18 protein-coding genes and 3 tRNA genes are annotated in these 19,154 nt (G+C 66.2%); 12 read left to right on the forward strand and 9 right to left on the reverse strand.

Going from position 1 to position 19,154, the window contains the following annotated elements; genetic code table 11:
* Positions 1 to 23: 23 nt before the first annotated feature.
* The 4 genes from hutU to hutI all read right to left on the reverse strand — a co-directional run bounded on the left by hutU (position 24) and on the right by hutI (position 5,647).
* Complete coding sequence (gene hutU, locus WMC41_RS06900) at positions 24 to 1,700, reverse strand: urocanate hydratase (protein ID WP_432347442.1); 1,677 nt, start codon at positions 1,698 to 1,700, stop codon at positions 24 to 26.
* Positions 1,701 to 1,716: 16 nt separating this feature from the next.
* The gene (gene hutG, locus WMC41_RS06905) at positions 1,717 to 2,520 is read right to left on the reverse strand and encodes an N-formylglutamate deformylase (protein ID WP_432347444.1); all 804 of its coding nucleotides are present in this window, start codon (positions 2,518 to 2,520) and stop codon (positions 1,717 to 1,719) included.
* A gap of 325 nt (positions 2,521 to 2,845) precedes the next feature.
* Positions 2,846 to 4,381, reverse strand: coding sequence for a histidine ammonia-lyase (hutH, locus tag WMC41_RS06910; protein WP_432347446.1), 1,536 nt, complete (start codon positions 4,379 to 4,381; stop codon positions 2,846 to 2,848).
* A 42-nt stretch (positions 4,382 to 4,423) separates the two neighbouring features.
* Positions 4,424 to 5,647, reverse strand: a complete 1,224-nt coding sequence (hutI, locus tag WMC41_RS06915) for an imidazolonepropionase (RefSeq protein WP_432347448.1) — start codon at positions 5,645 to 5,647, stop codon at positions 4,424 to 4,426.
* A 113-nt stretch (positions 5,648 to 5,760) separates the two neighbouring features.
* Here hutI and WMC41_RS06920 point away from each other — a divergent pair, with 113 nt between their 5' ends.
* Both WMC41_RS06920 and hutC read left to right on the forward strand, forming a co-directional pair.
* Positions 5,761 to 7,107, forward strand: coding sequence for a formimidoylglutamate deiminase (locus tag WMC41_RS06920; RefSeq protein ID WP_432347450.1), 1,347 nt, complete (start codon positions 5,761 to 5,763; stop codon positions 7,105 to 7,107).
* Between the two features lie 31 nt (positions 7,108 to 7,138).
* On the forward strand, positions 7,139 to 7,948 hold the full coding sequence (gene hutC, locus WMC41_RS06925; RefSeq protein ID WP_432347452.1) for a histidine utilization repressor: 810 nt from the start codon (positions 7,139 to 7,141) through the stop codon (positions 7,946 to 7,948).
* A gap of 3 nt (positions 7,949 to 7,951) precedes the next feature.
* Here hutC and WMC41_RS06930 read toward each other — a convergent pair whose 3' ends face one another.
* Positions 7,952 to 9,910, reverse strand: a complete 1,959-nt coding sequence (locus tag WMC41_RS06930; protein WP_432347454.1) for a CHASE2 domain-containing protein — start codon at positions 9,908 to 9,910, stop codon at positions 7,952 to 7,954.
* Between the two features lie 183 nt (positions 9,911 to 10,093).
* Between WMC41_RS06930 and WMC41_RS06935 the strand changes: the two genes are divergently transcribed.
* Together WMC41_RS06935 and WMC41_RS06940 are read left to right on the forward strand one after the other, a co-directional pair.
* A complete protein-coding gene (locus WMC41_RS06935) occupies positions 10,094 to 10,636 on the forward strand; it encodes a Pycsar system effector family protein (protein ID WP_272805090.1) in 543 nt (180 codons plus the stop codon).
* A 146-nt stretch (positions 10,637 to 10,782) separates the two neighbouring features.
* The gene (locus tag WMC41_RS06940; protein ID WP_288083330.1) at positions 10,783 to 12,015 is read left to right on the forward strand and encodes a M10 family metallopeptidase C-terminal domain-containing protein; all 1,233 of its coding nucleotides are present in this window, start codon (positions 10,783 to 10,785) and stop codon (positions 12,013 to 12,015) included.
* 159 nt (positions 12,016 to 12,174) lie between these two features.
* On the opposite strand, the gene WMC41_RS06945 is transcribed toward WMC41_RS06940, so the two are convergent.
* The 4 genes from WMC41_RS06945 to WMC41_RS06960 form a co-directional block, all read right to left on the reverse strand.
* On the reverse strand, positions 12,175 to 12,363 hold the full coding sequence (locus WMC41_RS06945; RefSeq protein WP_244765834.1) for a hypothetical protein: 189 nt from the start codon (positions 12,361 to 12,363) through the stop codon (positions 12,175 to 12,177).
* A complete protein-coding gene (locus tag WMC41_RS06950) occupies positions 12,360 to 12,527 on the reverse strand; it encodes a hypothetical protein (RefSeq protein WP_244765833.1) in 168 nt (55 codons plus the stop codon). Before WMC41_RS06950 ends, WMC41_RS06945 begins: the two co-directional genes overlap by 4 nt.
* A gap of 137 nt (positions 12,528 to 12,664) precedes the next feature.
* The gene (locus WMC41_RS06955; RefSeq protein ID WP_432347457.1) at positions 12,665 to 14,431 is read right to left on the reverse strand and encodes an adenylate/guanylate cyclase domain-containing protein; all 1,767 of its coding nucleotides are present in this window, start codon (positions 14,429 to 14,431) and stop codon (positions 12,665 to 12,667) included.
* A gap of 291 nt (positions 14,432 to 14,722) precedes the next feature.
* A tRNA-Val gene (locus WMC41_RS06960) sits at positions 14,723 to 14,798 on the reverse strand.
* 243 nt (positions 14,799 to 15,041) lie between these two features.
* On the opposite strand from WMC41_RS06960, the gene WMC41_RS06965 reads away from it, so the two are divergent.
* The 8 genes from WMC41_RS06965 (at position 15,042) to WMC41_RS07000 (ending at position 19,154) form a co-directional block, all read left to right on the forward strand.
* Positions 15,042 to 15,118, forward strand: a tRNA-Asp gene (locus tag WMC41_RS06965).
* Positions 15,119 to 15,166: 48 nt separating this feature from the next.
* Positions 15,167 to 15,243 (forward strand) — tRNA-Asp (locus WMC41_RS06970).
* Between the two features lie 434 nt (positions 15,244 to 15,677).
* The gene (locus WMC41_RS06975; RefSeq protein ID WP_064329771.1) at positions 15,678 to 16,043 is read left to right on the forward strand and encodes an NADH-quinone oxidoreductase subunit A; all 366 of its coding nucleotides are present in this window, start codon (positions 15,678 to 15,680) and stop codon (positions 16,041 to 16,043) included.
* Positions 16,034 to 16,615 (forward strand): NuoB/complex I 20 kDa subunit family protein, encoded by a 582-nt coding sequence (locus tag WMC41_RS06980; RefSeq protein ID WP_244765831.1) that lies wholly within the window; start codon positions 16,034 to 16,036, stop codon positions 16,613 to 16,615. Before WMC41_RS06975 ends, WMC41_RS06980 begins: the two co-directional genes overlap by 10 nt.
* Positions 16,616 to 16,634: 19 nt before the next feature.
* Positions 16,635 to 17,237, forward strand: a complete 603-nt coding sequence (locus tag WMC41_RS06985) for an NADH-quinone oxidoreductase subunit C (RefSeq protein ID WP_064329773.1) — start codon at positions 16,635 to 16,637, stop codon at positions 17,235 to 17,237.
* Positions 17,238 to 17,328: 91 nt separating this feature from the next.
* Positions 17,329 to 17,664, forward strand: a complete 336-nt coding sequence (locus tag WMC41_RS06990; protein ID WP_244765830.1) for a four helix bundle protein — start codon at positions 17,329 to 17,331, stop codon at positions 17,662 to 17,664.
* 57 nt (positions 17,665 to 17,721) lie between these two features.
* On the forward strand, positions 17,722 to 18,912 hold the full coding sequence (locus WMC41_RS06995) for an NADH-quinone oxidoreductase subunit D (protein ID WP_064329775.1): 1,191 nt from the start codon (positions 17,722 to 17,724) through the stop codon (positions 18,910 to 18,912).
* Positions 18,912 to 19,154, forward strand: coding sequence for a hypothetical protein (locus WMC41_RS07000; RefSeq protein ID WP_064329776.1), 243 nt, complete (start codon positions 18,912 to 18,914; stop codon positions 19,152 to 19,154). The genes WMC41_RS06995 and WMC41_RS07000 overlap by 1 nt, the downstream gene beginning before the upstream one ends.

Genomic DNA, 19,154 nt, shown 5'->3' on the forward strand with positions numbered 1-19,154 from the left:
TGCGCACTTTCAGGTTATATGCATCAGTTGCCGAGGATGCCCGGCAGGCGCAGGCCCTTTTCGCGGGCGCAGTCGAGCGCGATGTCGTAGCCGGCGTCGGCGTGGCGCATGACGCCGGTCGCCGGGTCGTTCCACAGCACGCGGCCGACGCGCTCGGCGGCTTCGTCCGTGCCGTCGCAGCAGATGACGACGCCCGAATGCTGCGAGAAGCCCATGCCGACGCCGCCGCCGTGATGGAGCGAGACCCAGGTCGCGCCCGAGGCGGTGTTGAGCAGGGCATTGAGCAGCGGCCAGTCGGACACCGCATCCGAACCGTCCTTCATCGCTTCCGTCTCGCGGTTCGGCGAGGCGACGGAGCCGGAATCCAGATGGTCGCGGCCGATGACGATCGGCGCCTTCAGCTCGCCGTTCTTGACCATCTCGTTGAAGGCGAGGCCGAGGCGGTGGCGGTCGCCGAGGCCGACCCAGCAGATGCGCGCCGGCAGGCCCTGGAAGGAGATGCGCTCCTTCGCCATGTCCAGCCAGTTGTGCAGGTGCTTGTTGTCGGGCAGCAGTTCCTTCACCTTGGCGTCGGTCTTGTAGATGTCCTCCGGATCGCCGGAAAGGGCGGCCCAGCGGAACGGACCGATGCCCTTGCAGAACAGCGGGCGGATATAGGCCGGCACGAAGCCCGGGAAGGCGAAGGCGTTTTCGAGGCCTTCGTCCTTGGCGACCTGGCGGATGTTGTTGCCGTAGTCGAAGGTCGGGATGCCCATGTCCTGGAAGGCGATCATCGCTTCGACATGCTCGCGCATGGAGGCGCGGGCGGCCTTTTCGACGGCCTTCGGGTCGCTTTCGCGCTTGGCCTTCCACTCGGCCATGGTCCAGCCCTTCGGCAGGTAGCCGTTGATCGGGTCATGGGCGGAGGTCTGGTCGGTGACCATGCCGGGGCGGATGCCGCGGCGGATCATCTCCGGCAGGACCTCGGCGGCATTGCCGAGCAGGCCGACGGACTTGGCCTCGCCCGCCTTCGTCCAGCGGTCGATCATCGCCATGGCCTCGTCGAGCGTCTCGGCCTTCTCGTCGATATAGCGGGTGCGCAGGCGGAAATCGATCGAATCGGGATTGCACTCGACGGCAAGGCACGAGGCGCCGGCCATGACGGCGGCGAGCGGCTGGGCACCGCCCATGCCGCCGAGACCGCCGGTCAGCACCCACTTGCCCTTGAGGTTGCCGCCATAGTGCTGGCGGCCGGCCTCGACGAAGGTCTCGTAGGTGCCCTGCACGATGCCTTGGCTACCGATATAGATCCACGAGCCGGCCGTCATCTGGCCGTACATGGCAAGGCCCTTCTTATCCAGCTCGTTGAAATGGTCCCAGGTGGCCCAGTGCGGCACGAGGTTGGAATTGGCGATGAGGACGCGTGGCGCATCCTTATGCGTGCGGAAGATGCCGACCGGCTTGCCGGACTGCACGATCAGCGTCTCGTTGTCTTCCAGATCGCGCAGCGAGGCGACGATCCTGTCGAAATCGGCCCAGGTGCGGGCGGCACGGCCGATGCCGCCGTAAACGACGAGCTCGTGCGGGTTTTCCGCGACGTCCGGGTCGAGGTTGTTCATCAGCATGCGCAGCGGCGCTTCGGTCAGCCAGCTCTTGGCGGTGCGCTCGGTGCCGGTGGCGGCGCGGATTTCGCGGATGTTGTGGCGGGGATTGTCGGTCATGGCTGGTTCTCCCGGATCAGCGTGTGAGGGTGGAGGCGAGGGCCTCGATACGGTTCAGGATATCTTTGAGGGGAATGCGCAGTCTTTCGGCCTTCGCCTCGTCGAGGGCGAAGGGCGGGGCTTCCGTGGCAAGGTGGCTGACCTGCGCCAGCTCCATCTGGATGGCGTGCACGCCGGTCTCCGGCCTGCCGTAGTGGCGCGTCGTCCAGCCGCCCTTGAAGCGGCCGTTGAGGATGCTGGTATAGCCCTCGGCCCGGGCGCAGATCTCGAACGTCGCCGTTTCGATCTCCTTGGCGCAGGTGCGGCCCATGTCGGTGCCGACGTTGAAATCCGGCAGCCGGCCTTCGAAGAGGAAGGGGATCAGCGAGCGGATCGAGTGGCAATCGTAGAGGATCGCTACGCCGTGGATCGCCTTGACGCGCTCGATCTCGGCGGCAAGGGCCGCGTGATAGGGCGCGTGGAAATGGGCGAGCCGGTAGGCGATGTCCGCCTCGGTCGGCGCCGCGCCGTCCTTCCAGATATGCTTGCCGTCGAAATCCGTTTCGGGAACGAGGCCGGTCGTGTTCTGGCCGGGATAGAGGCTGACGCCGGCCGGATCGCGGTTGGCGTCGATGACATAGCGGTGGAACGTGGCACGCACCGTCGTCGCCTCCGGCAGCAGACCGGCATAGAGACGCTCGATGTGCCAGTCCGTATCCGCGAGGATGCGGCCGTTGTCATTCAGGCGCTCCCAAATATCGGCCGGCACATCCGTGCCGGTATGCGGGAAGGCGAGAATGACGGGCGAGGTGCCCTGGTGCGTTTCGAAGAGGGCGCTCATTGGACGGCCTCCGGGTGGCGCTCACCCCCCTTTGCCCGGCCGGGTATCTCGCCCACGAGGAGCATGGTTATCGCATATGGCGGGAAACCGTTGCCCCATCCCCTTCTCCCCCGCGGGGAGAAGGTGCCGGCAGGCGGATGAGGGGGGTGGCGAAGGCGCAGACGACCCGTCAGAGCCACCCCCTCATCCGACCCTTCGGGCCCCCTTCTCCCCGCGGGGGAGAAGGGGAGAACGGCAACGTCGAACTCCATGGGCGATTGCCCTGTCCTTGAGGGGGAGATACCCGGCAGGGCAGAGGGGGGTATGTTCGCGAAAATACTCATCCTCAAGCCTCCAGAACCGGCAGGATGCCCTTGGTGACGGAGGCGGCGAGCGCGCCGGAGGAGACGAAGGTGCTGGCGGCGGCAAGGTCATGCGCCATGTAGCGATCCTCTTCCAGCGTCGCGACGACCGTGCGCAGCGCGGCGACGACCTTCTGCAGCTCCGGGCTGGTGACGAGCGGGGCGCGGAACTCGATGCCTTGAGCGGCCGTCAGCGCCTCGATGCCGATGATGGCGGAGAGGTTCTCCGTCATGCGCAGGAGGCGGCGGGCGCCGTGGCAGGCCATGGAGACGTGGTCTTCCTGGTTGGCGGAGGTCGGCGTCGAATCGACCGAGGCCGGATGCGCCATCTGCTTGTTCTCGCTCATCAGCGCGGCCGAGGTGACCTCCGCGATCATCAGGCCGGAATTGAGGCCCGGCTTCCTGGCGAGGAAGGCCGGCAGGCCGAAGGAGAGGGCGGGATCGACCAGGAGCGCGATGCGGCGCTGGGCGATGGCGCCGATCTCGCAGGCCGCGATGGCGATCTGGTCGGCGGCGAAGGCGACGGGCTCGGCATGGAAGTTGCCGCCCGAGACGACGCTGTCGTCGGACAGGACCAGCGGGTTGTCGGTGACGGCATTGGCTTCGATTTCGAGCGTCCGGGCGGCGGCACGCAGCAGATCGAGGCAGGCGCCGTCGACCTGCGGCTGGCAGCGGATGCAATAGGGATCCTGCACGCGCTCGTCGCCGGTGATGTGGCTTTCGCGGATGACGGAGCCGGCAAGCAGCGCGCGCAGCGCGGAAGCGGCGTCGATCTGGCCCTTGTGGCCGCGCAGCGTGTGGATATCCGGATGGAACGGCGCGGAGGAACCCATGGCGGCGTCGGTGGAAAGCGCCCCTGTGACGAGGGCGGCCTGGGCGGCGCGATGGGCGCGGAAGAGGCCGGCGAGCGCCAGGGCGGTCGAGACCTGCGTGCCGTTGATGAGGGCAAGGCCCTCCTTGGCGGCGAGGACGACGGGCTTCAGGCCCGCCTTTTCCAGCGCCTTGCCGCCGGAAAGGCGCTCGCCGGCGTGAAAGGCCTCGCCTTCGCCGATCATCACCGCCGTCATGTGGGCGAGGGGGGCGAGGTCGCCGGAGGCGCCGACGGAGCCCTGTTCCGGGATGACCGGGATGACGCCCCTGGCCTGCATCGCCTCGATGAGGCGCACGACCTCGATGCGCACGCCGGACGCGCCGCGCCCGAGCGAGATCAGCTTCAGCGCCATGATGAGGCGCACGATGTTTTCGGCAAGCGGTTTGCCGACGCCGCAGCAATGCGACAGGATCAGGTTGCGCTGGAGCGTCGCGACGTCCGCTGGCGCGATCTTGATGGAGGCGAGTTTGCCGAAGCCGGTATTGATGCCGTAGACCGGCTCGTCGCCGCCGGCGATTTGCGCGATGCGCGCGGCGGCCTTCTCGATTCCGGCGTCGAAGGAGGCGTCGAGCTTGGCGGCCTCGCCGGTCCAGTAGATGGTTTCAAGGGTCTTGAGGGGCACGGAGCCCGGATGGAGCATGATCGTCATGGTGCATTCCCCGATGCAGCGCTGTGCTGCTTACTGGATGGATCAGTGTCCGCTGCGGATACGGGCATGCATGGGGTTGAAGCCCATGCGGTAGACCAGTTCCGCCGGCCGGCCGATGTCCCAGAGGACGAAATCGGCCCATTTTCCGGCTTCGAGCGTTCCCACCTCGTCGACGAGGCCGAGGGCACGGGCGGCCTCGCGCGTCGTGCCGGCAATGCATTCTGTAACGGTCATGCCGAAGAGGGTCGCGGCCATGTTCATGGTGAGGAGCAGCGAGGTGAGCGGCGAGGTGCCGGGATTGGCATCCGTCGCGACGGCCATCCTGACGCCGTGCTTGCGGAAGAGATCGACCGGCGGCTTCTTTGTCTCGCGGATGAAGTAGAAGGCGCCCGGCAGGATGACGGCGACGGTGCCGGCCCTGGCCATGGCCGCCGCGCCCGCATCGTCGGTATATTCGAGGTGGTCGGCCGACAGCGCGCCGGAGCGGGCAGCCATTTCCGCGCCGTGCAGGTTGGAAAGCTGGTCGGCATGCAGCTTCACCGGCAGGCCGTGCGCCTTGGCGGCATCGAAAACCTTCGCCATCTCCTCCGGCGAGAAGGCGATGCCCTCGCAGAAACCGTCGACGGCATCGGCAAGCCCCTCGGCCGCGACGGCCGGCAGCATCTCACGGATGACCTTGTCGATATAGGCCGCCTTGTCGCCGTTCATTTCCGGCGGCAGCGCATGGGCGCCGAGGAAGGTGGTGCGCACGGTGACGTCGCGCATCTCCGCGATGCGCCGCGCGGCGCGCAGGGATTTCACCTCGTTCTCGGTGTCGAGGCCGTAGCCAGATTTCAGTTCGACCGTCGTCACGCCCTCGGCGATCAGCGCGTCGAGGCGGGGCAGGGTCTGGCGCACCAGCTCGTCCTCGCTCGCGGCGCGCAGCGCCTTGACGGAGGAGACGATGCCGCCGCCGGCCCGCGCGATCTCCTCATAGGAGGCGCCGTCAAGGCGCAGCTCGAATTCATGGGCGCGGTCACCGGCATGGACGAGATGGGTATGGCAGTCGATGAGGCCCGGCGTGATCCAGCGGCCTTCGCAGTCGATGGTCTCAGCGGCGGATAATTCGGCGGGAAGATCGGCTTCGGGCCCGGCAAAGGCGATGCGGCCGTCGCGGACGGCGATCGCGCCGTTCTCGACAATGCCGAGGTCCGGCAGGCTCTCCTTGAGCGTCGCAAGCCGGGCATTGCGCCAGACTCGGGGACTGTCCTTTTCCGGTGTCGTCATGGTGATTGCCTCTTCCCTGTGATGGGGATAATGTATATACATAATTGCGAGAGGCGCAAGAGCCAATTTGCCGGCGCGGCGCCAGGATGCACCATCGGGAGAAGGAACGGGCAATGGCCGTCATTCATGCAAGGCAGGCGCTGCTTACGGGCGGCTGGGCGAAGGATGTGCGTATAGACATCGCGGACAGCCGCATCGCGACGCTCGAAACCGGCGCCGCGCCGGTGCCTGGCGACGAGCGCCACGACACCGTCGTCGCCGGCATGCCCAACCTGCACAGCCACGCCTTCCAGCGCGGCATGGCGGGGCTGGCGGAAACCCGCGGGCCGGGGAGCGACTCGTTCTGGAGCTGGCGCAATGTCATGTACCGCTTCGCGCTGTCCATGACGCCCAACGATGTGGAGGCCGTTGCCGGCCAGCTCTATGTCGAGATGCTGGAGGCGGGCTTCACCCGCGTCGGCGAGTTCCACTACCTGCACCACGACAAGGACGGCGGGCACTATGCCGATATCGCCGAGATGGCCGCGCGCATCGCCGCCGCGGCGTCCAAGACCGGCATCGCGCTGACGCTGCTGCCCGTCTTCTACGCCCATGCTGGCTTCGGCGGCACCGCGCCGGGCGAGGGCCAGCGCCGCTTCATCAACGACCGGCAGTCCTATGCCGCATTGCTGGAGCGCTGCCGCGCGCTGACCGATGCGCTGCCCGCCGGCATCACCGGCGTCGCCCCGCACAGCCTGCGCGCCGTCACCCCGGAGGAGCTTTCCGACGTCGTGGCGATGGCGGGCGACGCGCCGGTCCACATCCATATCTCCGAGCAGGTCAAGGAAGTGGAGGACAGCATCGCCTGGTCCGGCCGCCGTCCGGTGGAATGGCTGCTCGACAACCAGGCGGTCGATGGCCGCTGGTGCTTCATCCACGCGACGCACATGACGGAGGCGGAGACGCGCGGCATGGCGAGGGCCGGCGCGATCGCCGGCCTCTGCCCGGTGACGGAGGCCAATCTCGGCGACGGAACCTTCCCGGCGCCGGATTTCCTTGCCCATGGCGGCCGTTTCGGCGTCGGCTCGGATTCCAACGTGCTGATCGGCCTGCCGGACGAGCTGCGCCAGCTCGAATATTCGCAGCGTCTCGCCCACCGCGCCCGCAACGTGCTCGCCGCCCCCGGGGGCTCGACGGGCCGGGCGCTCTTCGACGGCGCGCTTCTTGGCGGCGCGGCGGCGCTCGGCGTCGAATCGGGCCTTTCGGCCGGCAGCCCCGCCGATTTCGTCAGCCTGAAGGCCCGCCATGGCCTCGACCTTGCCGGCGATGCGTTGCTCGACGGCTGGATCTTCGCCAATGGCGCTAAGGTCGATTGCGTCTGGGTGAATGGCCGCCGGCAGGTCGAGGGCGGCCGCCATGTGGCGCGCGAGGCGATCGGCCGGCGCTTCACGGCCACCATGCGGGCATTGGCCGAGGCCTGAGGACGTATTGAAAGGCGGCCCCGCCTTTCTTATGACTTTTCCGGACCGGGCGAATCTGCGCCCGGCAAGCGCGGAGGCGACCATTTCCACTCTCGGGGACAACAGGCAGGCCGAGGCCAAGGAGCCGTCGCTGCACCGCCGCATCCTGGAGGATGTGGAGGGCAGGATCCTTTCGGGCGAATGGCCGCCGGGCCACCGCATTCCCTTCGAGCACGAACTGACCGAGCAGTACCAGTGCTCGCGCATGACGGTGAACAAGGCGATCACCGAGCTGGTCAAGCGCGGCCTGATCGAGCGCCGGCGCAAGTCCGGCAGCTATGTCACCCACCCGCACGCCCAGTCGGCGGTGCTCGAAATCCACGACATCCGCCTGGAGGTCGAATCGCTCGGCCTGCCGTATCGCTACGAGCGGCGCACGCGGGTAAACCGCGTTGCGAAGGCTGGCGACCGGCGGCTGATGGCGCTTTCCGAATCGGCCCGGCTGACCGAGATTTCCGCCCTGCATTTTGCCGGTGCCCAGCCGTTCTGCCTGGAGGACCGCCTGATCAACCTGGAAGCCGTGCCGGAAGCCGTCGACGAGAGCTTCGACGAAACCGCGCCCGGCGCCTGGCTGATCAGCCGCGTGCCCTGGAGTGCCGCCGAACACCGCATCCGTGCCGTCGGTGCCGATGCCCGGGCCGCCGGGCTCCTGGCGATCGCGCCCGGAACGCCCTGCCTCGTCGTCGAGCGCCGCACCTGGAGCGGCGGCCTCTACGTCACCCATGTACGGCTGACCTATCCCGGTGAAAAACACGAGCTCGTCGCCGAGTTCGCCCCCTCGCATCCCAAGCAGGGCGCGTAGGGCCTACATGCCGCCGGCCGCATGTCCGGACCGGACGGTCGCGTAATAGGGGGCCAGCGCCGGAGCGATCTCGACCAGCGCATCGAAGGCCCTGTCATCGGCGGCGAGGCGTCCGGCATACTTGGCCTCGACGAACCGGGCGTGCAGCGCCTTCGCCTCTTCCGGCAGGCTGCGGACGGCGGTGAAGACCGGGGCCGCGCCGGTGCGGCCCTTGACCGTGATGCGGTCAAGTTCGAGCACGGCGAAATCCGTCGCCGTCAGCTGCGCCGTGCTTTCGCCGATGAGCAGCGGCACGCCATAGGCCTTGGAGGCGCCTTCAAGGCGCGAGGCAAGGTTCACCGCATCGCCGAGCACCGAATAGTCGAAGCGCCGCGAGGATCCCATGTTGCCGACCACGCATTCGCCGGTGTTGATGCCGATGCCGATGCGCAGCGCATGATGGGTGCCGCCGCTGGCCGCCGCCTCCGCCTGGAGCTTTGCATTCAGCGTCGCCATCACGTCGAGCATGTCGAGCGCGGCGGCCACCGCATGGCGGGCATGGTCCTCGTCGTCGAGCGGTGCGTTCCAGAAGGCCATCACGCAGTCGCCGATATATTTGTCGATCGTGCCGCCGTGCTTGAGCACGATATCGGAGAGCGGCGTCAACAGCCGGTTGATCAGCGTCGTCAGCTGCTCCGGGTCGTCCTTCATCGTCTCGGCGATGGTGGTGAAGCCGCGCACGTCGCAAAACAGGATGGAGAGCGTGCGCCGCTCGCCGCCGAGCTTCAGTTGCGAAGGATCGCGCGCGAGGCGCTCGACGAGGGCGGGCGAGAGGTATTGCGAGAAGGCGCGCACGATCTCGCGGCGCCGGCGCCGCTCCTCCGCATAGTCGAGCGCCGTCTGGCCGGCGGCGACCAGGAGAAGCGCGATGGTGGGGCCGATGGGTGAGACGAAGAGCCTGGCCTCGCGGATCAGCGCGAAGCTGAGAAGGGCGAGCATGGCGCTTGCAAGGATGCCGAGCACGGCCGTCTGCCAGCGCGTCGCGCGGCGCACGATCGCCGCCGAAACCAGGGCGGCGAGGGCGACGGCGGCGATGGCGAGCGGCGTGCCGGCCCGGGTGATCGCGGCGCCGGCGGTGAGATTGTCGAGGATCGTCGCCTGGATTTCCGCTCCCGCCACCAGCCGGCCGGTATGGACCGTATAGGGCGTGGCGAAGGCGTCCGCGCCGCCGGAATTGATGACGGGCGCATTCTGCAGGCTGAGGCCGACGATCACCACGCGGCCCTTGAACGTATCCTTCGGCAGCATGTTCTCCGGATCGAGCGCCTGGTAATAGGAGACCGTCGGATAGCTGCGCGCGGGGCCGAAGGATTGCAGCAGCTTGCCCTCGGGCGAGACCGCGGGCTTGCCCGCGATGCGGGCGAGGGCGCGCGCAAAGCCGTCCTCATAGCGCGGCAGGTCGCGAAAGACGCCGTCGCCGCCGAGCGTGATCGAGGCGATGCCCGTCACCGCGCCCGCCGCGGTGAACGCCGGCAGCGGCGTCGTGCGCAGAAGCTGCTCGGCCTGCGGCGTGACGATGACGCTCTCGTCGCCGGCCAGAACGACATCCGGCCCGAGCGTCGCGGCAAAGGCGGCATCGGAGGCCGGGTTGGAGGGTTCGGCGAAGATGATGTCGAGGCCGATCGCCGTGGCGCCGGCCTTGCGCAGGCTTTCGACCAGCCGGCCATGCAGTTCGCGCGGCCAGGGCCATTGCGCATTGATTTCCGCGAGCGACGGCTCGTCGATCGCGACGACCACCGGGCCATCGACCGGCGGGCGCGGATCGTCGACGGTGGAAAGATAGTCGAAGGCGCGCAGGTCCGCGAGCGACCAGGCCGGAAGCTGCATGAGGGCCGAGACGAGCACGACGACGGCAAGGGCGAGCACGGCAAGCCGGTGGGTGCGGCGCGACCAGCGGTGGGGAAGGCGCGGCGCTGTGCTCATGCACCGCTCCGGGCGGCGCGCCGCAGGGCAGGAAAGGTCGGCGGGCCGGGCGGCGGGATGAGGTTCTGCATGCAACCAGAACTCGACATCCCCCCGAAAAAGTCAAGCGGTGCCGAGGGCAGGCCGTTGCTTTCCGAAGGCACTCGGCTATCACGAGGCGGGCGCAGGAGGGACGGAAGCGACATGACGGCTTTGGAAACGCGGCAGACCATTCTCGGGCGGGCCCTCGATGGCACGCAGGGCATCGCGCTGGAGCATTTCGACCATATCCGCCGCATCAACGACGTCTTCTACGACCAGGTGAAGATCTCCGACCAGAAGGCCGCCTATATCTTCACCTTCATGCTCGCGCTGCTGGTCACCTCTACCGAGAGCCGCGCCGTCTTCACCTGGGCGCGCTATGCGGAGGGCAATCCGATGGCGATCGCCTTTTCCGGCCTGCTCGCCTTCGCGCTGATCTTCTCCATCGTCTCGGCCATCCTCGTCGTGCTGCCGCGCCGGGTCGACAAGGCGACCTCGCTGTTCTGGGGCGCCTGGCCGCATCACCGCGAGGGGTTCCGCACGGCGGCGCACGAGCGTGACGTCGGCTACCTCTTCGAACAGTACATGCAGAATGCCGACGCCATGGCCTCGATCGCCCGCGACAAGTACCGCTTCGTCGGCTTCGCCTTCCGCGGCCTGCTGCTGACGGTCGTCGCCTATGTCGCACTGCTCGCGACGCGCTAGGCTTGCCGCCGGCGGCGCGGGGCCGCTCATCCCGGAAAATTCCACGGCGGCGGCGGACTTCGCCGCAAATACGGCGCGGGGCCGCCTTTTAGCGCGCGGCATATTAGCCTACGCTTGCCGGGGCCGGGAACCTGGGGGAGAGGGCGATGCTGAAGAAGCCACCGTCGGACTATGCACGAGGCTTTCATACCAAGGCGTTCGAGTGGAAGGGGATCTATATCCTCGCCAACGACGCCATTCCCGACGAGGCGGTCTACCGGGCTGCGGAGATCATCTTCAATTCCATCGCCGGGGCTGGAAAATACGTGTCCGCGATCGTCGATGCCGGCGGCCGCTTCGCCATCATCCCGGAAGGCACCAAGATCACCGAACTGCCGGATTATTCCGACCTCGGTGCGTCCTGGGATATCTATCGGGGGCTGGGGGCCGTGCCGGGGCGGCCGACCTCGTCGTCCGGCGAGGAGAACCTGCTCAACTACCCGACCGACCCCTATGGCGGCAGCGAGAGCATCGCGCTGCACGAATGGGCGCACGCCATCGACAATCTCGGCGTATCGACGGTCGACAAGGGGCTGATGGAGTCTTTCTCCGCCGCCTATGAAAATGCCAAGCGCACCGGTCTTTGGAAGAACACCTATGCGGACGACACGCTCGACGAATATTTCGCAGAGCTGAGCCAGGCCTATTTCAACGACAATCCCGAGCGGGAGGGCGCGGACGGCATCCACAACGAGATCAACACCCGCACCGAGCTCGCGAAATACGACCCGAAGGCCTATGCCATCCTGAAGAAGATCTACGGCGAGGGAAAATGGAGCCCCGGCGACTTCTTCGGCGAGGCCGGCGCCGACATGTTGAAGGGCACGTCCGGCGACAACCTGATCTTCGGCAATGGCGGCAATGACCGGATCTATGCCGGCGCCGGCGCCGACTATGTGCTGGGCGGCACCGGCAACGACACGATCAGCGGCAGCGCCGGCAAGGACAAGCTGATGGGGGAGGCGGGCAACGACCGGATCAGCGGCGGCACCGGTGCCGACAGTCTCCATGGCGGCTCCGGCGCCGATGTCTTCGTCTTCGCCTCGGTCCGGGATTCGACCGCTTCGACGTCCGGCCGCGACACGATCGCGGATTTCAGCCGCGCCCAGAAGGACAAGATCGATCTCAAGGCGATGGACGCGAACACGAAGTCCGCCGGCGACCAGGCTTTCACGTTCATCGGCACCGATTCCTTCCACAAAAAGGCGGGTGAACTGCGCTACGAGAAGAAGAACGGCGACACGATCATCCATGCGGATGTCAATGGCGACGGAAAGGCCGACTTCTCCATCCTGCTCGACACCAGCCTCAGCCTGAAGGCGACGGATTTCATCCTGTAGGCCGGCTCCTGCACGGCGATCCCGCGTGAGTGCCGGGTCGTGCCGCTTTGCTGGCCGGGGCCTCGCCAGAGCATCTCCGCTTTTCTCCGAACAGAGAAAACACTCCAACCTTTTGTTTTGCCGCAAAACCGCTTCGCACTTTTGCTGGAATTGCTCTGATCACGGCCGCCCTTCGGCCTCGTATTGCCGGCGCATGACGAGCGTTGCGACGGCAAGCTGCTCCTCTACGGCATCCCGTTCGGCAATCAGCGTGCGCAGCGCTTCCAGGGCATCGCCATTGTGAAGGGCGAGGATTTCGGCGGCTTCCTCGCGCACGATGCCGCCCTGTCGTCTTGAAACGCGCATCATTGCAGCCGCAGCTCCAGCTGAGTCTTGGACTTCAGCACATAGAGGGGCTTGGCGACCGCCTCCAGCTTGCGCTGGAATTCCGCCCGGTGAGCCTGCTGCTTTTCGCGCAGGGCCCGGCAGGCAGCAACCTCGGCCAAGGCCCGTTCGATGGCATCGCTTTGCATCGGCACCTCCATTTGTTCCCTTTATGTTCTTATTTTTGGCGGCAACTGTCAAGCGGTCTGGCAATCCGCACGGAACGCGGCCGGAGGAAGGACGGCGGGGATATGGCGGTGATAACCGGGGCAGACCCGGCGAGGCGTCACCCGGAAACGGCGGCGCCGACGAGCTGGCGAAGCGCCCCGCTGTCGCGAAAGCACAGGACCTCTATCGGTTCCTGCTTCCCGGCCAGCATCACGGGGGCGAAGGTGAAGGCGTGCGATTCGCCCGCCGCCATCAGGACCGCCTCCTTCGAGGCGATCAGCGTCGCGCCCAGCTGCTTGGTCTGGGCCTCCAGCCGCGCGGCGACATTGCCGGTATCGCCGAGGAAGGGCATGCCTTCGAGGCCGCCCGTCCACTCCGTGCCGACGACCGCAACCCCGACATGCAGGCCGATCCCGATGCGCAGCGGCTCGTTCAGTTCCTGCCGCAGCTCCTCGTTCAGGGCGTCGATCCCCTCCCACAGCCGCAGCGCCGCGCGAAAGGCATCGCGCGCGGCGTCATGTGTCGGCCCGTCGGTGCCGAAGACGCTCATGACGCCGTCGCCGGCAATGTTCGTGACATGGCCGCCGCTCGCCCGCACCGCGGAGGAGACGGCCTTGATGTAGCGTTCGACGATGAAGAAGGTGTCGTAGGGCAGGCGATCGTCGGCAAGGCGCGTGGATTGGCGCAGGTCGACGAAGAGCGCCGCCACCTCCGCCTCCCGGCGGGCGGCCGTCACCGGCACGAACCGGCCCTTCGGCAGCTGGGCCGCGGTAGCGGAATGCACGAGCGGCACGACGGCGATGTCGCGTTCCGGCCGGATCTGGCAGGCGAGCCGCACCGATGGCGGTGCCCCGATGCGCCGCAGGAGGCGCTGCTCGTCGCCCGCCGGGGCCGGCAGCGTTTCGCCGCCGGCGGTAATCTCGACGCGACAGGTCGAGCACCGGCCTCGGCCGCCGCAGACGGAGGCATGCGGAATGGCCGACCAGCGGCTCGCCTCCAGCACGCTGAAACCGACGGGAACGGAAACGACGCGGCCGCCGGGATAGGTGATCCGGACCGAATCGAACCGCGCGGCGTGCCAGTCGCGCGCCATGCGCAGGATGAAGATGCCGGCAAGCAGGGCGAGATAGCCCATGGTGAAGCGGTTTGCGACGGCATTGGCCTCGGCGGCTGCGGCCGCGGCGGGCGAACCCGGCAGGTCATGCAGGCCGGGTCGCATGGCTTCCGCGCCCTGGGCGGCAATGTCGCGCATGTCGAGGCCCGCATTGATGAAGCCGAGCACCGCCAGCACTGGCAGCAGGGTGGCGAGCGACATCAGGATGGGCACGGACCGCGGATACCAGGATCTGCCGCGCAGCCAGGCGCGCACGCCTATGCAGCCGTGGATCCACACGACGATGATCAGCAGGAACTGGCGGGGCAGGCCGACCTCGGGGCTGGCGACCCAGAGCGCGTAGACGGTCTTGTCGAAATCGATTCGCGCGCCGTAGACGCCCTTCAGATAGGCGATCGCCCCGGCATGGGCGAAGAGCACGGCCGGGATGGCGAGGCCGAAGGCCAGTTGCACGGCATCGACCGCGGGCAGCCGCAGGTGCCGCCGCCGATAGAGCGCGCGCAGCCCGAGCGCCGCGTGAACGGCGAGCCCGCCGTAAAGCAGCACCCGTCCCGGCAGGCTCTGCCACGGCTGGAAAAGCACCCGGCTCGCCATTTCCATCGCCTCGATGGAGCGGATGCCGAAGGCCTGGTTGAGGAGGTGCATCGTCGCGTAGAGAAAAAGGGTCAGGCCCGTCCACAGCCGAAGCCGGCGCAAAAACGCCCGGGATGCCGCCGGGCGCTCGTCGGTTTCGTTGCCAAAACGCTGCCCCGCCGCAACCTTGCCGCTCAAGCAAAACACCTCATATGCCTAAAATCCCGAATCCATCCGCGGGATGGCGCGGTGTCCTGCCCGATTTGCCGGCAGATCGGCGCAAATCCGCTCTTTCTCAAGTCAACTAGTGGCTCGGGCTCTGATTGCAAACCGAATCTGACGTGCCGCAGGACAATTCTCCGCGATCTCTTGACGGGAAGGCGCGGCTTGCAAGAATGAGCGCACAGGCCGTGCGCGAAAGCCCGGGAAAGACGGCTCCCCGCACGAAAAGCGCTGAAATCGCTGGAAAACTTGAACTTTTGGGGAAAATGGTGGGCGATGAGAGACTCGAACTCCCGACATCCTCGGTGTAAACGAGGCGCTCTACCAACTGAGCTAATCGCCCGCCGCGTTGGTGGCCGTGATCTATGCGGAACCGGATCAAACCGCAAGAGGCAATCGCAAAGTTTTTGCATTTTTTTGAATGCGGCCATGACGATGCGTGAGGCTGTGGAAACATTTTCGGACGCGTCATTCTTTTGTCGTGAAACCTGCTTGACACCCAGGGGCGAACCCCTTAGTTAGCCGCTCATCGAACGGCTGAGGCCGCTCGGGACGGATGTTTTGCCATCCGGTCGCTTTCGAGGATGCGGGTGTAGCTCAGTCGGTTAGAGTGCCGGCCTGTCACGCCGGAGGTCGCGGGTTCGAGCCCCGTCACTCGCGCCACTCGAAAGGCCGGACGAAATGTGCCGGGGCCGAAAGGCCACAAGATGCGCGGGTGTAGCTCAGTCGGTTAGAGTGCCGGCCTGTCACGCCGGAGGTCGCGGGTTCGAGCCCCGTCACTCGCGCCATTCTTCTTTCTCTCCAGCCTATTGCGGTTGTTTCCTGATGCGGCACGTTATGATTGCTCGTGGCTATCGGTCGCGGTCGGTTTCGTGTCGGGCCGCAGAATGCGGGGCAGCGGCGGATCGGTGCCGCCGGGCGGCGCGATCGTGCGCCCGACCCGTGGGCCGGAGACGGTGGCGAGGTCGTTTTCTTCGCAACTGCGGCGAAACGTCCCGCATTGCATCAGTCATGAAATCGTAACGATTTAAATGGCTTTGCGCCCGGGGTTTCGCGGCTGTTCGGAAAACAACACAATGAATGGGGCGAAAGCCGGACAAAGCCTTGCGCGGGGGCGCTCACTGCGCTAACGACGGGGCGTTGCAACATACTTTCTCGGCTTGCAGGTTCTCACGACCAACAGGCGTCTCTCCGGCGCCACGAGCAGGCAGGATGGACGCCAATGACTGAACTTCTCGGTTCCTATATCCCGATCGCCATCTTCATCGGTATCGCGCTCGTGATCGGCCTTGCGCTGCTGGTCGCGCCGTTTGCCGTCGCATACAAGGCCCCCGATTCGGAAAAGCTCTCCGCTTACGAGTGCGGCTTCAATGCGTTTGACGATGCGCGCATGAAATTCGATATCCGCTTCTACCTGGTGTCGATCCTCTTCATCATCTTCGACCTCGAAGTCGCCTTCCTCTTCCCCTGGGCCGTCTCCTTCGGCGACATGGGCTGGTTCGGCTTCTGGTCGATGATGGTCTTCCTCGGCGTGCTGACCATCGGCTTTATCTACGAATGGAAGAAGGGAGCGCTCGAATGGGAGTAGCCCACACCAACACGACGCTCGTCGCGCCGCAGGCCAGGGGGATCATCGATCCCAACACCGGCAAGCCCGTCGGCAGCAACGACGCCTTCTTCGGCGAGATCAACAACGAACTCGCCGACAAGGGCTTTCTCGTTACCTCGACGGATGAGCTCATCACCTGGGCGCGCACCGGCTCGCTGATGTGGATGACCTTCGGTCTCGCCTGCTGCGCGGTGGAGATGATGCAGCTCTCCATGCCGCGTTACGACGTCGAGCGCTTCGGCTTCGCGCCGCGCGCCTCGCCGCGCCAGTCCGACGTCATGATCGTCGCCGGCACGCTGACCAACAAGATGGCGCCTGCGCTCCGCAAGGTCTACGACCAGATGCCCGAGCCGCGCTACGTCATCTCGATGGGCTCCTGCGCAAACGGCGGCGGCTACTATCACTATTCCTATTCGGTGGTGCGCGGCTGTGACCGCGTGGTGCCGGTCGACATCTATGTACCAGGCTGTCCTCCCACGGCGGAAGCGCTCCTCTACGGTGTGCTCCTGCTGCAGAAGAAGATCCGCCGGACCGGTACGATCGAGCGTTAAGGGCAGGGGACTTTAAGATATGAGCGAAGCCCTCCAGGAGCTTTCCTCCCATATCGGCGAAGCGGCCGGCAATCTCGTCGCCTCCGCCGATATCGCCTATGGCGAACTCACCCTGAAGACGGACGGCGCCCGCGTCGTCGAGCTTCTGACCTTCCTGCGCGACGACGTGCAGTGCGGCTTCGTCAACCTCGTCGATATCTGCGGCGTGGACTGGCCCGCCCGCGCCGAGCGTTTCGACGTGGTCTACCACCTGCTGTCGCCGCGCCAGAACGTGCGCATCCGCGTCAAGGTCGCGACCGGCGAGGACCAGCCCGTTCCCTCCGCCTGTGCGGTCTATCCGGGCGCCGACTGGTTCGAGCGCGAAGCCTACGACATGTACGGCATCCTCTTCACCGGCCATCCGGACCTGCGCCGCATCCTCACCGACTACGGCTTCGAGGGGCACCCGCTGCGCAAGGATTTCCCGACGACCGGCTTCGTGGAGGTGCGTTATGACGACGAGGTGAAGCGCGTCGTGTACGAACCCGTCGAACTGAAGCAGGAATTCCGCAACTTCGACTTCCTCTCTCCCTGGGAAGGCACGGATTACGTGCTGCCGGGGGATGAGAAGGCGAAGCAGTAATCAGGAACTAGGCAGTAGCCAATAGGCAGTAGGAAGGAGCGAGCGGACGGCGATTAATTCCTATCAGGATCTGAAGGTCTGGCAGCGCGCCATGGATTTGGCTGTCGAATGCTACGACCTGACGCGGCGGTTCCCGCGCGACGAAGTCTATGGCCTTGTCTCGCAGATACGCCGTTCGGCAGCGTCGGTGGCAGCCAACATAGCTGAAGGCCACGGTCGGGATGCGACAGGACACTACGTCCAGCACCTCAAGATCGGGCAAGGGTCCCTGAAGGAATTGGAGACGCATTTGATACTTTCGTCACGGGTCGGCATCGTCTCACCGGATCAGGTGGATGGGTTGTTAAAATCGAGTGACGAAATCGGAAGAATGCTGAGATCGCTAATCCGCAGTTTGCAGGATGGACGAAATGAACGCGCAGAGTGAAGTAACCCCTACTGCCTACTGCCTATTGGCTAACCCCTCCCAGCGCGGAGCGCGCCCATGAACGAGCATAACGTTCGCAATTTCAATATCAACTTCGGCCCGCAGCACCCTGCGGCGCACGGGGTTCTCCGTCTCGTGCTCGAACTCGATGGCGAGATCGTCGAGCGTGTGGATCCGCATATCGGCCTCCTACACCGCGGCACCGAAAAGCTGATCGAGACGAAGACCTATCTCCAGGCCGTGCCCTATTTCGACCGCCTCGACTACGTGGCGCCGATGAACCAGGAGCACGCCTTCGCGCTTGCCGTCGAAAAGCTGACGGGCACGGAAGTGCCGATCCGCGGCCAGCTGATCCGCGTGCTCTATTCGGAAATCGGCCGCATCCTCTCGCACCTCCTCAACGTCACGACCCAGGCCATGGACGTCGGCGCGCTGACGCCGCCGCTCTGGGGCTTCGAGGAGCGCGAGAAGCTGATGGTGTTCTATGAGCGGGCCTGCGGCGCGCGCATGCACTCGGCCTATATCCGCCCGGGCGGCGTGCACCAGGACCTGCCGCACGAGCTGGTGGAAGACATCGGCAAGTGGATCGACCCGTTCCTGAAGACCGTCGACGACATCGACGAACTTCTGACCGGCAACCGCATCTTCAAGCAGCGCAACGTCGATATCGGCGTCGTGAAGCTGGAGGACTGCTGGGCCTGGGGCTTTTCGGGCGTGATGGTGCGCGGCTCGGGCGCGGCCTGGGACCTGCGCCGCTCGCAGCCCTACGAGTGCTATTCCGACCTCGACTTCGACATCCCGATCGGCAAGAACGGCGACTGCTACGACCGTTACGTGATCCGCATGATCGAGATGCGCGAAGCGGCGAAGATCATGCGCCAGTGCGTCGACCGCCTGCTCGGCGATGCCAAGGTCGGCCCGGTCTCCTCGATCGACGGCAAGATGGTGCCGCCGAAGCGCGGCCAGATGAAGCGCTCGATGGAAGCGCTCATCCACCATTTCAAGCTCTACACCGAAGGCTACCATGTGCCGGCCGGCGAGGTGTACGCGGCCGTCGAGGCGCCGAAGGGGGAGTTCGGCGTCTATGTCGTCGCCGACGGCACCAACAAGCCGTACCGCTGCAAGATCCGCGCCCCGGGTTACGCCCACCTGCAGGCGATGGACTTCATCTGTCGCGGCCACCAGCTCGCCGATGTCTCGGCGATCCTCGGCTCGCTCGACATCGTGTTCGGCGAGGTCGATCGCTGATGCCGAACGTTGCCCTTGCCACGCTGATCCTCTTGGGGACCGCCGCTGCCGCCAACGCGCAGCAGGAGGTGCAGATCGGTGCGTCCGGCACGACCATGGGTGCACTGGCGAGCCAGGGCTACGAGATCAAGGCGGCGGCGCCGAATGGCAGCCGCTACGTCGTATTCATGCAGAAAGACACGTCGGCCTACGCCTGCGAATTCGTCAACACGACGCAAACGCAGTGCCGGCAGATCAATTGA

This window comes from Shinella yambaruensis, assembly GCF_050859155.1.
Lineage (GTDB): Bacteria > Pseudomonadota > Alphaproteobacteria > Rhizobiales > Rhizobiaceae > Shinella > Shinella yambaruensis.

Bases quoted from the DNA above. Each gene is read 5' to 3' on its own strand.
- hutC (WP_432347452.1), top strand. From the start codon at position 7,139: ATGACTTTTCCGGACCGGGCGAATCTGCGCCCGGCAAGCGCGGAGGCG.
- hutI (WP_432347448.1), bottom strand. From the start codon at position 5,647: ATGACGACACCGGAAAAGGACAGTCCCCGAGTCTGGCGCAATGCCCGG.
- WMC41_RS06945 (WP_244765834.1), bottom strand. From the start codon at position 12,363: ATGATGCGCGTTTCAAGACGACAGGGCGGCATCGTGCGCGAGGAAGCC.
- WMC41_RS06985 (WP_064329773.1), top strand. From the start codon at position 16,635: ATGAGCGAAGCCCTCCAGGAGCTTTCCTCCCATATCGGCGAAGCGGCC.
- WMC41_RS06980 (WP_244765831.1), top strand. From the start codon at position 16,034: ATGGGAGTAGCCCACACCAACACGACGCTCGTCGCGCCGCAGGCCAGG.
- hutH (WP_432347446.1), bottom strand. From the start codon at position 4,381: ATGACGATCATGCTCCATCCGGGCTCCGTGCCCCTCAAGACCCTTGAA.
- WMC41_RS06995 (WP_064329775.1), top strand. From the start codon at position 17,722: ATGAACGAGCATAACGTTCGCAATTTCAATATCAACTTCGGCCCGCAG.
- WMC41_RS06935 (WP_272805090.1), top strand. From the start codon at position 10,094: ATGACGGCTTTGGAAACGCGGCAGACCATTCTCGGGCGGGCCCTCGAT.
- WMC41_RS06990 (WP_244765830.1), top strand. From the start codon at position 17,329: ATGGATTTGGCTGTCGAATGCTACGACCTGACGCGGCGGTTCCCGCGC.
- WMC41_RS06950 (WP_244765833.1), bottom strand. From the start codon at position 12,527: ATGCAAAGCGATGCCATCGAACGGGCCTTGGCCGAGGTTGCTGCCTGC.
- WMC41_RS06975 (WP_064329771.1), top strand. From the start codon at position 15,678: ATGACTGAACTTCTCGGTTCCTATATCCCGATCGCCATCTTCATCGGT.
- WMC41_RS07000 (WP_064329776.1), top strand. From the start codon at position 18,912: ATGCCGAACGTTGCCCTTGCCACGCTGATCCTCTTGGGGACCGCCGCT.
- WMC41_RS06920 (WP_432347450.1), top strand. From the start codon at position 5,761: ATGGCCGTCATTCATGCAAGGCAGGCGCTGCTTACGGGCGGCTGGGCG.
- WMC41_RS06940 (WP_288083330.1), top strand. From the start codon at position 10,783: ATGCTGAAGAAGCCACCGTCGGACTATGCACGAGGCTTTCATACCAAG.
- hutG (WP_432347444.1), bottom strand. From the start codon at position 2,520: ATGAGCGCCCTCTTCGAAACGCACCAGGGCACCTCGCCCGTCATTCTC.
- hutU (WP_432347442.1), bottom strand. From the start codon at position 1,700: ATGACCGACAATCCCCGCCACAACATCCGCGAAATCCGCGCCGCCACC.
- WMC41_RS06930 (WP_432347454.1), bottom strand. From the start codon at position 9,910: ATGAGCACAGCGCCGCGCCTTCCCCACCGCTGGTCGCGCCGCACCCAC.